The organism is Rhizobium mayense, assembly GCF_030272705.1.
Classification (GTDB): domain Bacteria; phylum Pseudomonadota; class Alphaproteobacteria; order Rhizobiales; family Rhizobiaceae; genus Rhizobium; species Rhizobium mayense.
Map to the genome: position 1 here is coordinate 1 of NZ_JARFYM010000034.1, position 13,392 is coordinate 13,392.

The following is a 13,392-nucleotide window of genomic DNA, read 5'->3' on the forward strand; positions in this document are numbered from 1 at the left end:
GATATCTCGGCTCACTCGTCCAGACCATCGGTCCAGACGAGTGCACCAATTATCTTGTCAACGCTGGATATGCTTCAAACAAAACATGAAACGCTCTAGATATTTTTGGCGAACGACGTCAGCGCGCCGCCGCTGCAACCGACATCTTGCCGCGCTTGTGGATCGTCTGCCAATCGGCCGCTTCGATCAATTCGCGGGGCGCGAGGAAAGCGCCGCCGACGGCAAAAATGTTGCGCAACGCCAGATATTGACTGGAATTGTCGTCGGAGATGCCGCCGGTCGGACAGAATTTGAGATCCGGGAAAAGCGGATCGACATGTTTGATCCAGCCTAGGCCGCCCATCAGATCGGCAGGAAAGAACTTCTGCTCGAAGAAGCCGAATTCGCGGGCAAACAATGCTTCGCTTGGCGTGCACACGCCAGGCAGAAAGGGCAGGCCGGAGAGGCGCGCTCCCTCTGCCAGCGCCGGCGTCAATGCGGGACTGACGCCGAATTCGGCGCCGGCGTCGATCACCGAGGCAAGCTGGTCCGGCTTGGTGATGGTGCCCGCGCCGACGATGGCATCCGTGCCCAAAGCCCGCATCCGCTTGATCACCTCGGGACCGCAGGCGCTGCGCAGCGTCACTTCCAGGATCTTGATGCCAGCACTGACCAGCGCTTCCAAAAGCGGTTCGGCACGATCAGGGTCTTCCACATGCAGCACCGGAATGAGCTTCGCATGCGGCGCAATCAATGAGGCGACGGGATATTGGGTCATGGGAAAACCGATCTGACGGGTAATGGGAAGCGCTGCGGACTATGCAATAGTAGCGCGCAGGAGAGACTTGCATAGGTTGTTTCTTTCTGAGGCGACTTTATTGGCAGATCATTGATGCAGGTCATGGCGCTCCGTTCACCCAAGAGTGATCCTTGCACGCGCGTTCGACAGCGGGCATTGTCGAGCAGTTGACGCCGAGCGAAGGGGATTGTCGAAAGTGCAGGGATTGGGAGCGGGACGTGGCTTGCGGCGGGATCCTGGTCAGCGTGTGACGCTGCGCACGGTTGCAACCGCGCTCGGCCTGTCGATCACGACAGTCAGTCGCGCCTTGAAGGAGGGACCCGAGGTCAACCGCGAGACAATCGAACTGGTGAAGCGAGTGGCCGGGGAGCTCGGTTATCGCCCAAATCTCGGCGGCCTCAACCTCCGGACCGGCAAGACCCACGCGATCGGCATCGTGTTGCCCTTCGAACGCGAAGGCGAGATGAACATCGTCGTAGCCTCGCTGGTCGAAGGCGTGTCGCGCCATATGAAGGGCTATGGCTATCGGACCACGGTGGTGCCGCAATTGCAGGCGGACGATCCCTTGGCGACCGTTCGCGATCTCGTCGAAGAGGGCTCCGTCGACGGCGTCATCATAACCCACACGAGACCGCAGGACGACCGCGTCAAGTATCTGCTGGAGGTCGGCACGCCCTTCGTCACCTTTGGGCGCACCGAGCTTTTAAGCGTCCATTCGAACGTCGATCTCGATCATGAGGCGATCGGTGCGGAAGCGGCGCGGTTGCTCTTGGATGCTGGCCATCACCGGCCGCTACTGATCGCGCCGTCCAGCCAGTTCACCTACAGTCTGCAATTCGTCAAAGGCTGGAGCAAGACGTTTACCGCGCGCAACCTTGCCGTTCCGGACGACCTCATCCATTTTGCGGCCACGACGCCGGACAGCGGCCAGGAATTGGCGAAGAATATAATCGCCTGGCATCCGGAAGCGACCGGCGCCTTTGTTGCCAGCGAAGAGGCCGCGCTCGGGTTCCTGGCCGGCTTGCGCAAGGTCGGCCGTCGTGTGGGCAAGGATTTCGCGGTAATTACCTACGGCGGCACGCGATTGCACGATTTCTTCAATCCACCGCTTAGCGCCTTTTACTATTCCAACTATGTCATCGGCGAGCGTCTGGCTTCCTTTTTATACCGGGCGATCGGCGGCGAGGATCCGAGCGATCTGCGCGAACTCATCAATGCCGAATTTGTGGATCACGATAGTCAGGCACTTTCCGTCTGACGGAGAAGTTTGGCCAAAAGCATTCGTAACGTTTTTATTTCAGCCATTACCGGAATATCCGTGCGTAACTGTCTGAAAAAGGCTGCTTGACAGGGTTGAATTTATCTATCATTCGTAACGTTACGAATTGCGGAATGGAGGGGTATGAGGCTCCGATCGGCAAGGGCTGTCAGCAAGAGGACGGAGCCTCGTGTTTCGTAGGCGACCGCATTCCATGGGAGGATGACGTTGTGGGCGCAGGCTCGCTTTTTTTCGGATCACCAATTTGGACGTTCAACTGGAACCCGCCTTATGAGGCGCCGCTGAAGCGGCTCGCTCGCACGGGCTGCAAGGGTTTCGAGCTCACTGCCTGGTCGGTCGACATGCTGGCCTATTACACGCCGGCGACGATCCGCGGTCTGAACGAGATCGCCGAGGGTGAGGGGCTGACGCTCACCAATTTCTTCTTCAACCTGCCCTTCAGCCGCCACGCGGGTGCTGCCTTCTCCAGCGTCGATCTCGACGGCTACAAGCGTGGGGTCGATGTCGTGGCTGAGATCGGCGCGCCGATCATGACCAGCATGACGCCCTATCCCTTCCAGTCCGACGTCAAGCCGATCCTGCAGCGGCCGATTTCTCAGGAATGGACGGCGGCGGTCGAGCCGCAATGGGACTGGACGGCCGAATACAATGCCGTGGTCGACGGCTTTGCCAAGGCATGCGAAATCGCCGGTTCGGCCGGCCTGCGCGTCGCTGTCGAGCCGCATCCCTATCGCTGGGTCAGCTCAGGCCAGGGCATGCTGCGGCTGATCGAGCGCACTGGTGCTTCGAACCTCGGCCTGAACTTCGATCCGAGCCATCTTTTCCCGGCCGGGGACATGCCGCACTATGTCGTGCTGGCGCTCGGCGAGCGCATCTTCAACACGCATTTTTCCGACAATGAAGGCCATACCAACGCCCATTGGCGTCCAGGGCGCGGCAAGATCGACTGGAAGGCGATTTTCGCCGCCCTGCAGGCGATCGGCTATTCCGGTCCGATCACGCTGGAGTTGGAAGACGCGCCGGGTGCCTCGCATTGGACCCATTTCCGCGAGGCGACGCCTGAATTCGATCAGGAGATGCGGCGCGGCATGAACTATCTGCGCGATGCCGCCGCTGAACTCAACATCACCATTTCCTAGAGGTTATATCCATGAGCACTGCACCCATGAAAGTCGGTATCGTCGGCGCCGGCAATATCAGCGCCACTTATGTCGCAACCCTGCATATGTTCGACTTCATCCGCGTCAAGTCGATCTACGACCTCTATGAGGGGCCGGCACAAAAGCTTGCCGCACAATTCGGCCTTCAGGCCGTCTCCCTCGACGCCATGCTCGCTGACCCGGAAATCGGCCTGATCATCAATCTGACGACGCCGGTTTCGCATTACTCGATCAGTAAGAAGGCGCTTCTCGCCGGCAAGCATGTCTATTCGGAAAAGCCGCTTGGCATCAGCATGGCCGAAGCCGAAGAGCTGATGTCGATCGCGCGCGCCAGCGACCTTCGCCTCGGCTGCGCGCCCGATACCTTCCTTGGCGGTGGCCATCAATTGACGCGTCGGTTGTTCGATGAAGGCCGTATCGGCAAGGCCGTATCGGCAACCGCCATGCTCCTCCTGCCTGGCCATGAACACTGGCACCCGAACCCGGCGTTCTTCTATGGCCGCGGCGGCGGACCCATGCTAGACGTTGGCCCCTATTACGTCACGAATCTGATCGCCCTGCTCGGTCCGGTGCGCGAGGTCTTCGGCGCCGCCAAGATCACTCGCATCGAACGCGCGGTGAAGACCGATCCGCGCCGCGGCGAGACGATCAAGGTGCTGGTGCCGACGCATCTGACCGGTGTGATGGAATTCCATAGCGGTGCGACGATAACCATCGCCACAAGTTTCGATGTCATCAAACACAAACACAATCAGATCGAGATTTACGGCTCCGAAGGAAGCATGGTAACACCAGACCCGAACAACTTTAGCGGTAAGGTTGAGATATTCCGCGACGGCGGTGAGGCTTGGGAAGAGATTCCAGTGGACCATCCTTATACCGAAGGTGTGCCGGGCCATCTCGGCCTGCGTGGTTTGGGCGCGGCCGAAATGGTAGATTCCCTTCGCGCGGGGCGCCAGCATCGCGTATCGTCGGAACTCGCCTTCCACGCGTTGGAAGTGATGACGGCATTCGAGCGTTCCGCTCAGTCGCGCAAGGTCGTCGCAATCTACAGCAGTTGCGGCCGCCCGGATCCGATTCCGCGTGCAATTAAAGAGGGACGTTTCGCATAGGCTAGGTTATAGAGAGTTAGGAGAATTGGCAGTCCTCCGAGACTGCACACTTGACGAGCGGGCAATGCCGAGGAAGCATTGCCTGTTCGCCGCGGGGAATGGAGGCCCAGCGGCGCGGTTTTGGAGGGCCACAGCATTCGGCACCCGATGGTCGTGAGACAACGGCGGCTGAAATACAGGCGTTCAGAAGAACGCCATAAATGGAGGAGGAGCATATGCGTGGATTGTTAATGGCATTGGTTGGCGCAACGGCGCTGATCGCACTGGGCGTCACCGGCGCCCAGGCTGAAGGAAAGAGAGCCGAGGTCCTACACTGGTGGACATCTGGTGGCGAAGCCGCCGCCGTGCGTGAGCTCGCCAATACATTCAATGCCGCCGGTGGCCAATGGGTCGACACCGCGATCGCGGGGTCCGGCTCAACCGCGCGTCCGATCGGCATTAACCGAATCATCGGTGGCAACCCGCCGACAGCCATGCAGTTCAATACCGGTACGCAGATGAATGATCTGGCCCAGCAGGGCCTGCTGCGTCCGCTCGACGATCTTGCCAAGGAGCAGGACTGGAAATCGGTCCTGACGCCGGCCTTCTATAATGCCATCCAGTTCCAGGGGCATATTTATGGCGCACCGATCAACGACCATGGCCAGAACTGGCTGTTCTACTCGAAGCCGGTTTTCGCCAAGGCAGGCGTGACCGAAGAGCCGAAAACCTGGGACGAAATGTTTGCCGCGCTCGACAAGATCAAGGCCGCCGGCCTGATCCCGGTCGCCGTTGGCGGTCAACCATGGCAGCTCCAGTTGATGTTCAATGCCATCCTTCTCGGCGAAGGCGGCAAGGACCTCTACGCCAAGGTCTGGAAGGATCTCGACACTGACGCCGTCAAGTCCGACAAGTTCAAGCATGTGGCGGAAGTCTTCGCCAAGCTGCGCAACTATCAGGACCCGGGCAGCCCGAACCGTGACTGGAACGTGGCGACCGGAATGCTGATCGACGGCAAGGCCGGCATCCAGTTCATGGGCGACTGGGCCAAGGGCGAGTTTATCCATGCCAACATGGTCGCCGACAAGGATTTCGGCTGCATTCTCGGACCGGGTGAATCCAACTTCATGATGGGCGGCGACATCTTCGTTTTCCCTGTCCTGAAGGACGCGAAGGCGACCGATGCGCAGACGCTGCTTGCGACTGTGATCATGTCCAAGGAAGGCCAGCTCGCCTTCAACTCCAAGAAGGGTTCCGTGCCGGTCCGCCTCGACGTGGACAACTCCAAGCTCGACGCCTGCGCCCAGAAGGGCCTGACCGCGCTCAAGGATCAAAGCCGCCAGATCCTGACCTCCGACGTGCTGACGCCGCAGGACATCGTTCAGACTGAACAGGACCTTGTCGCCCAGTACTGGACGACGCCGAGCATGACGGCCAACCAGTTCGCCGAGCAGTTCGCAAAGGTCATCGAGCAGGCGAAATAAGCCTCATCCGACATCCATGCGGCGGCAGGACCGACTTGCCGCCGGTTCCCATGAATGCGCAGGAGGAGCTTTAGCCATGAGTACCCCACAAACTGCTGCCGGAGCCATCGCCGCGACGGTCGCCGGGAAGGCTGCCACCAAGAAGAAGAGACATCTTTCCGCCTATGTTGCGCTGTTCCCAGCCTTTATCATCGTGTTGCTCGCCTATGTCGTGACGGTTGTCTGGAACATCTGGATATCGTTTACCGACAGCAAGGTGCTGCCGGTCAATATCTTTGTCGGCACCAAGCAGTACGAACGATTGTTCACGACCGCACGCTGGCTGCTATCGCTGCAGAATGTCGTCGTCTTCGGCATACTCTTCATCGCCGGCTGCCTGATCCTCGGCTTTCTTCTGGCCGTCGCGCTCGATCAGAAGGTCCGCTTCGAAAATACGTTCCGGACGATCTTTCTCTACCCCTTCGCGATGTCCTTCATCGTTACCGGGCTTGTCTGGCAGTGGATCATGAACCCGACGCTCGGTCTGCAGAGGGTCGCCGACGGGATCGGGTTCACCTGGTTCCGCTTCGACTGGATCGTCCAAAGCGACCTGGCGCTCTACGTCATCGTACTCGCCGGCATCTGGCAATCGTCCGGATTGGTCATGGCGATCATGCTGGCAGGATTGCGCGGCGTCGATCGTGAACTCTGGAAGGCGACACGCATCGACGGCATACCGACATGGCGCGTCTATCTCCACATCGTCATTCCGATCCTGAGACCGACCATCATCACTGCCAGCGTGCTTCTGGCGATCGCCGTGGTCAGGGTCTACGAACTGGTGCTTGCGACGACCGGCGGCGGACCGGGAATATCGACCGAGGTACCGGGGAAATTCATCATGGATTACCTCTTCGGACGCGGCAATATCGGCCTTGCGACCAGTGCCTCAACCGTCATGTTCATCACCGTGGTCATCCTGGTCACGCCGTGGCTCTACTACGAATATTTCCGTGAAAAACCGAGGGGGAACTGATGACAATGCCATCTTCCGTCGCAAAGGTCATGGACGGCCCGTCAGGGCATAAGCCGCAGCACCTGTCCCCGGCGCGCATCGGCCTCTACGCCTTTCTCGTGATAGCGGCGCTGTTCTTCCTCTTGCCGCTCTATGTGATGATCGTCACCTCGCTGAAATCCATGCCGGAAATCCGGCAAGGTAATATCTTCGCCTTTCCGCAGGTCTGGACGGGCGAGGCCTGGGTGCAGGCGTGGAGCACGGCTTGTACCGGCCTCGAGTGCGGCGGCATCAGCGTCGGCTTCTGGAATTCGGTGAAGATCCTGATACCGAGCATGATCATGTCGATCTTCATTTCGTCGCTGACCGGCTATGCGCTGTCCTTCTGGCGGGTGAGGGGCGCGAATGTTCTGTTCGCCATTCTGCTGCTTGGCGCTTTCATTCCCTATCAGGTGTTCATCTATCCGCTGGTACTCATCTACCGCGGCGTCGGCGTCTATTCGACATTGCCCTGCATCATCATCACCCACACGGTTTTCGGCCTGCCGGTTTTGACGCTGCTGTTCCGCAACTATTATTCCAGCCTGCCGATGGAGCTGTTCAAGGCTGCCCGCGTCGATGGGGCGGGACTGTGGCAGATCTTCTTCCGGCTAATGATCCCCATGTCAATCCCGATCCTGGTGGTGGCGGGGATCCTGCAGGTTACCGGCATCTGGAACGACTTCCTCTTCGGCGTCGTCTTCGCCGGCCGGGAAAACTTTCCGATGACGGTTCAGCTCAACAACATCGTCAACTCGACCCAAGGCGAGAAGCTTTACAACGTCAATATGGCGGCGACCATCCTCACCGCTCTGGTTCCGCTGATCGTCTATTTCGGTTCGGGTCGCTGGTTCGTGCGCGGTATCACCGCGGGTGCAGTCAAGGGATAACTCATGGCCAATGTTTCCATTCGCGAACTCGCAATCGATTTCGGCACCGTCAGCGTTCTGAAATCGTTGAATATTGAAATCCAGTCGGGCGAATTCATCGTCCTTCTCGGGCCCTCCGGCTGTGGCAAGTCCACTTTGCTGAACGCCATCGCCGGCCTCACCGACATCAGTAGCGGCCAGATCTGGATCGGCGACAGGAACGTCACCTGGGAGGAGCCGAAAGACCGAGGCATCGGCATGGTCTTTCAGTCCTATGCGCTTTATCCGACGATGACGGTCGAGGGAAACCTCTCCTTTGGGCTCCGCATCGCCGGTATGAACAAGGATGAGATCGCCAAACGCGTCGACCGCGCCGTGCAGATCCTGCAGATCGACCCGTTGCGCAAACGTAGACCAGGCGAACTTTCCGGCGGTCAGCGCCAGCGTGTCGCCATTGGCCGCGCACTTGTCCGCGATGTCGATGTCTTCCTGTTCGACGAGCCGCTTTCCAACCTCGACGCCAAGCTCCGCACCGAGCTGCGTGTCGAGTTGAAACGGCTGCATGCCGGGCTTGGTTCGACAATGATCTATGTCACGCACGACCAGATCGAGGCGCTGACGCTCGCTGACCGTATCGCTGTTATGAGCGGCGGCGTCATTCAGCAGTTCGCCGCGCCGAAGGAAATCTATCGCCGGCCGGTCAACCGTTTCGTTGCCGGCTTCGTTGGCTCGCCGTCCATGAACTTCCTTTCAGGGCAGGTAGGGAGCAATGGCGGAACACCCGCCTTCATCTTGCCCGACGGCCGCAAGATCGACTTGAATGGCTACGAATTCTCGGGCACGCCCGGCGAAGGCCGTTCCGCAACGCTCGGTGTACGGCCGGAACAGATGCAGTTTGCCGCTACCAACGGCCGCATGTCCAGCCTGCCGGCAACCTTCAGCATCGTCGAGCCGATGGGCTCGGACAATCTGGTCTGGGGTCAGATCGGCAAGGAGACCATGTCGGTGCGCATCGATGCCGATGAGGAGGTTGCGCTGGAGAGCGAGCAGCCCGTCTATTTCCAGCCTGCGCTTGCATCGTTGTTCGGCGAAGACGGCCAGCGTCTGTAAAGGATCAAACTGCGGCCGCGCGTTCAATGGAGCGCGCGGCCGCAGTATTCATGCCCTCACTTCGAAGACCATGTTGAACGGCGTTTCGGTCGCCTTGCGGAAATGCGAATAGCCCGCATCCATGGCAACTTTGCGCAGTCGCATCTCACCGGCCTGCGCGCCCAAACCCAGCCCAACTTCCTGCGATAGCGACGCTGGCGTGCAGATCATCGTCGATGCGCCGTAGTAGACGCGACCGACCGGATTGAGATTGTCCTTCAGGCAATCATGCGCAAAGGGCTCGACGATCATCCAGGTGCCGTCGTCGGCGAGACTTTCCCTGACATGTTTGCCGGCGCCGACAGGATCGCCCATGTCGTGCAGGCAATCGAACATCGCCACGAGATCATAACCGGCGGCCGGAAAGTCCTTGGCGGACGCCTGCTCGAAGGTGATGCGACCATCGACACCTGCGTCCTTCGCTGCGGCTTTCGCCCGCTCGATGGAGGGGAGATGATAGTCGAAACCGAAGAAGGTCGAGTTCGGATAGGCCTGCGCCATCAGGATGGTGGAAGCACCATGGCCGCAGCCGACATCGGCGACGGCCGCGCCGGCTTGAAGCTTTTCCTGTATACCCTTCAGCGCGGGTATCCATTCCGAAACGAGATGGCTGTTGTAGCCCGGCCGGAAGAAGCGCTCCGTGCCGCGGAACAGGCAGGCGCTGTGTTCATGCCAGCCGAGACCGCTACCGGTTTTGAAAGCGTTGACGATTTTCGGCTCGTCGAGCCACATGGATTGAACGACCTCGAAGGCGCCGGTGAAGAAAGCGGGACTGTTTTCCTCCGCAAACACCATTGCCTGTTCGGGCGTCAGGTGGAAACGCTCAGTCTTGTCGTCATAGCTGACATATTCGGCCGCGGCCTGCGCCGACAGCCATTCACGCACATAGCGCTCCTTTACCCCGACCTTGTCGGCCAATTCCGCCGAGGTCATAGGTGTTCCGTCCGCCATGGCCCTGAACAGGCCAAGATGATCCCCAAGTGTCACCAACACACCCGTGACCGCAGCGCCGAGATCGCCGACCAGGCGTCCGACAAGTGCGTCGAGTTTCTGCATATCAGGTTCGCGCATGACATCCTCCTCCCATTAGAACTGATGCAGCGTTCTGTCCGGATATATTCGGAAGTCGAAATGTACTCCCGGGCGGGAGGGGAGGCAATGATACGACCGGGCTAAGCACCCTTCGCGCCGCCGTCATGGAAAGGCGTAACCTATTGAGATAACGCCTTATTTCCGGAAGTGCGCGAGGCGGCTCAGCCCGCGCGGGCCAGCTCTTTTTCCAGAACGGCGAGCAATCGCGGATCATCTGCCGTAACGTCAGGTGCGAAGCGGGCAGCGACTTTGCCATCCCGGCCGATCAAGAATTTTTCGAAGTTCCAGACGATGCCGTTGTCCTGTCCCGTATGCAGACCGCGTTCGGCGAGGCGTGCTCGCATCGGCCCGTCACCGGTCGTTTCGATGCCGGAGGCGATCAGGCTGTCGTAGAGCGGATGCCGTTCCTCGCCGGTCACCGCGATCTTGGAAAACATCGGAAACTGCACGTCATAGGTGAGGGTGCAGAAGCTCAGGATCTCGTCATTCGTGCCGGGTTCCTGGCCTTTGAAATCATTGGCGGGAAAGCCGGCGATGACAAGGCCGTCGTCGCGCTTGTCCTCATAGAGCTTTTCCAGCCCTTCATATTGCACCGTCAGTCCGCATTTGGAGGCGACATTGACGACCATGATGACCTTGCCGCGATAGTCGGCGAGCGTCGTCTCGCTGCCGTCGATCCTCTTTACCGGAATATCGAGCATGGTATCAGTCATCACAATCACTCCAAATCATTTTGAAAACGGGCTGCCGATATCAACGCCGAAGCCGGTCGAAGTCAACGGCATGGTTGCGTTACGCTGCCTCGTCCAGCCGCACCAGATGGCCATTCGAGACCTCACGATATTGGCGCGCTGGCGGACTATAGCCGACTGGCCGCACCGGGCTCTTCAGCTCGTCGACGGCGAGATTGCGCTTGATGCCGCGCCGCGATGGATCGGGCACCGGGACGGCCGCCATCAGCTTCTTCGTATAGGGATGCTGCGGGTTCTCGAACACCGAGGCACGGGGGCCGATCTCGACGATCTCGCCGAGATACATCACCGCGACGCGATGGCTCACTCGTTCGACGACGGCCATGTCGTGTGAGATGAAGAGATAAGCAAGATTGAGGCTCTGCTGCAGGTCCATCAGGAGGTTACAGACCTGTGCCTTGATCGAGACGTCGAGAGCCGAGACGCTTTCGTCGGCGACGATGACTTTGGGGTCGAGAGCGAGCGCACGGGCAATGCAGATGCGTTGACGCTGGCCGCCGGAAAATTCATGCGGGTAACGCGACATCATATCCGCCATCAGTCCGACACGCTCCAGCAGGTCGGCCGCTTTCTCGCGCGCTTGGGCGCGGGTGCCGAGTCCGTGTTCGATGAAGGGCTCTGCGACAGCGGCGCCGATGGTCATGCGCGGGTTGAGGCTGGCGAACGGATCCTGGAAGATCATCTGGATACTGCGACGCATGCGGCGCAGATTGAGCGCGTCAAGCTTCATCACGTCGTAGCCGTCAAGGCGGACTTCCCCGGCATTGGGATCGATGAGGCGCATGATCGAGCGTCCCGTCGTCGATTTGCCACAGCCGGATTCTCCGACCAGCGACAGCGTCTCGCCCTGGGCGAGATCGAAGGAGACGTTCTCGACGGCGTGGATGGCGCCGGTGGTGCGCCCCAGCAGCCCGCCATGGATATTGAAGCGGGTCACGAGGTTCTTCACCTCGAGGATAGGCGTCTTGCCGCGATCGACCGTGTCGGCGAGCGCGGTCGGCTCCGTCCGCTCGCCGGTGCTTGCATCCACGATCGGGAAGCGCAGCGGCCGCGGCTGCTCCTTCATCGAGCCGAGCCGCGGCACCGCGGAGAGGAGAGCGCGGGTATAGGGGTGCTGGCCGCGATGGAAGATGTCGTCGGTGTTGCCGGTCTCCACCGCTTCGCCGCGATACATGACAATGGTTCGGTCCGAAATTTCGGCCACGACGCCCATGTCGTGTGTAATGAAGAGGACGGACATGCCTTCCTCTTCCTGCAGAACCTTGATGAGATCGAGGATCTGCCCCTGAATGGTGACGTCGAGCGCAGTCGTCGGTTCGTCGGCAATCAAAAGCTTCGGGCGCGAGGCCAGCGCCATCGCGATCATCACGCGCTGGCGCATGCCGCCGGAAAACTGATGCGGATATTCGTCAAAGCGGGAAGAGGCGTTCGGGATACGCACTTTTTCGAGCAGGCGGATGGTTTCGGCCTTGGCTTCGGCCTTGGAGATATCGCCATGGCAGGTGAGCGCCTCGGAAATCTGCCTTCCGATGGTGAAGATCGGGTTAAGGCTCGTCATCGGCTCCTGGAAGATCATGGCGACGTCCTTGCCCCGTACCTTGCGCATTTCGTTGTCCGAGAGCGAAAGGATGTCGCGACTGTTGAGCTTGATCGAACCTTCGATGCGGCTGCTGCCCTTGGCGAGCAGTCGCATGATTGAGAGTGAGGTAACGCTCTTGCCCGAGCCGGACTCGCCGACGATCGCCACCGTCTCGCCCGGCATGACATCGAAGGAAATGTTCTTCACCACGGTGCGCCATTCGCCATCGGCGAGGAACGATGTCGTCAGGTTGGAGACGGAGAGGACGGGCTTTGCGTCAGTGTTCGTCTGCCGAGCGGCTACGGTTGTCATGGGCTCACCTTTATGATCTTGCGCATCGTATGAGGCATTACGCGGCTCCGCTCATGACGGCTTAGCCGCAGTGGCGAAGGAGGCAGACGGGCGGCCTTCGGCAATCCTTGCGGCTTCCAGGGCCGCGATCTTTTCGTCGATCTCGCGACGGTCGATCATACCGCTCGGGTTCTGTCGGGTTGGCGTGGTCTCGGCAACATGCAGGTAGCGTTCCTGTGCGACGGCATAGAGCCGTTCGAGCTCCGTCAGTGGATCGGCGCTGTCATCGACACGGATGTTTAGCCAGGCATAATCCTGGTCGCGATAAATGACCAAAGCGGCCGATTGCTTGCCGCGCTTGTCGCCGCCCGCATCCTCGCCGGCACGCATCGCTTCGAGCAGCCGCTCGGCGAGCGGCTTGCCCTGGGTTTTCTTGAAGGTTGACAGAGTCTCGGCGATCACCTGCGGGCCGGCGAGCATATTGCCGGCAACCGAGACATTGTCGTCGATCAGATGACCGGCCCAGTCGATGCATTTGGCGCCGGTGAAAGCGGCATTGTTGCCCTTGCTGTCGATCATGTGGAACTGGCGCTGTTCGCGACCTTCGTCGCGGGCGGTCAATGTTTTGATGATTTCCTCCGGCGCATGGCCGGCGGCAAGCATCGCCAGACCATCGATGCCGTAGAGCGGGCTGGTAAAGGCCTGCGTCGCGACGGCACCAATGCCGCCGCGAACATTCGGTACGATGCTGCCAACCGCGAAGAAGCGGGTGGCAACGGCGATGGCGAGATGACCGGTTTCCGGCTCGCGGGTGACAATCGACCAGGTCATGAGC

12 protein-coding genes are annotated in these 13,392 nt (G+C 60.0%); 7 read left to right on the forward strand and 5 right to left on the reverse strand.

What is annotated here, in order from left to right:
• Window positions 1–118: 118 nt before the first annotated feature.
• Window positions 119–757: a bifunctional 4-hydroxy-2-oxoglutarate aldolase/2-dehydro-3-deoxy-phosphogluconate aldolase gene (locus PY649_RS28500; protein WP_285872262.1), complete on the reverse strand. Its 639-nt coding sequence runs from the start codon at window positions 755–757 to the stop codon at window positions 119–121.
• 244 nt (window positions 758–1,001) lie between these two features.
• Between PY649_RS28500 and PY649_RS28505 the strand changes: the two genes are divergently transcribed.
• The 7 genes from PY649_RS28505 to PY649_RS28535 all read left to right on the forward strand — a co-directional run bounded on the left by PY649_RS28505 (window position 1,002) and on the right by PY649_RS28535 (window position 8,804).
• Window positions 1,002–2,036, forward strand: coding sequence for a LacI family transcriptional regulator (locus PY649_RS28505; RefSeq protein ID WP_285872263.1), 1,035 nt, complete (start codon window positions 1,002–1,004; stop codon window positions 2,034–2,036).
• Window positions 2,037–2,266: 230 nt separating this feature from the next.
• Entirely contained in the window at window positions 2,267–3,196 is a 930-nt protein-coding gene (locus PY649_RS28510) for a sugar phosphate isomerase/epimerase family protein (RefSeq protein WP_285872264.1), read from the forward strand.
• An 11-nt stretch (window positions 3,197–3,207) separates the two neighbouring features.
• A complete protein-coding gene (locus tag PY649_RS28515; RefSeq protein WP_285872265.1) occupies window positions 3,208–4,329 on the forward strand; it encodes a Gfo/Idh/MocA family protein in 1,122 nt (373 codons plus the stop codon).
• A gap of 215 nt (window positions 4,330–4,544) precedes the next feature.
• Window positions 4,545–5,792: an ABC transporter substrate-binding protein gene (locus PY649_RS28520; RefSeq protein ID WP_285872266.1), complete on the forward strand. Its 1,248-nt coding sequence runs from the start codon at window positions 4,545–4,547 to the stop codon at window positions 5,790–5,792.
• Window positions 5,793–5,868: 76 nt separating this feature from the next.
• The gene (locus PY649_RS28525; RefSeq protein WP_285872267.1) at window positions 5,869–6,807 is read left to right on the forward strand and encodes a carbohydrate ABC transporter permease; all 939 of its coding nucleotides are present in this window, start codon (window positions 5,869–5,871) and stop codon (window positions 6,805–6,807) included.
• On the forward strand, window positions 6,807–7,715 hold the full coding sequence (locus PY649_RS28530) for a carbohydrate ABC transporter permease (RefSeq protein ID WP_285872268.1): 909 nt from the start codon (window positions 6,807–6,809) through the stop codon (window positions 7,713–7,715). The genes PY649_RS28525 and PY649_RS28530 overlap by 1 nt, the downstream gene beginning before the upstream one ends.
• A 3-nt stretch (window positions 7,716–7,718) precedes the next feature.
• Entirely contained in the window at window positions 7,719–8,804 is a 1,086-nt protein-coding gene (locus PY649_RS28535; protein WP_285872270.1) for an ABC transporter ATP-binding protein, read from the forward strand.
• Window positions 8,805–8,852: 48 nt separating this feature from the next.
• On the opposite strand, the gene PY649_RS28540 is transcribed toward PY649_RS28535, so the two are convergent.
• From PY649_RS28540 to PY649_RS28555, 4 genes are all read right to left on the reverse strand, one after another.
• Window positions 8,853–9,914, reverse strand: a complete 1,062-nt coding sequence (locus PY649_RS28540; RefSeq protein WP_285872271.1) for a class I SAM-dependent methyltransferase — start codon at window positions 9,912–9,914, stop codon at window positions 8,853–8,855.
• A 182-nt stretch (window positions 9,915–10,096) separates the two neighbouring features.
• Window positions 10,097–10,648: a glutathione peroxidase gene (locus tag PY649_RS28545; RefSeq protein ID WP_285872272.1), complete on the reverse strand. Its 552-nt coding sequence runs from the start codon at window positions 10,646–10,648 to the stop codon at window positions 10,097–10,099.
• Between the two features lie 79 nt (window positions 10,649–10,727).
• A complete protein-coding gene (locus tag PY649_RS28550; RefSeq protein ID WP_285872273.1) occupies window positions 10,728–12,578 on the reverse strand; it encodes an ABC transporter ATP-binding protein in 1,851 nt (616 codons plus the stop codon).
• 51 nt (window positions 12,579–12,629) lie between these two features.
• Window positions 12,630–13,388 (reverse strand): DUF1028 domain-containing protein, encoded by a 759-nt coding sequence (locus PY649_RS28555; protein WP_285872274.1) that lies wholly within the window; start codon window positions 13,386–13,388, stop codon window positions 12,630–12,632.
• Window positions 13,389–13,392: the final 4 nt, after the last annotated feature.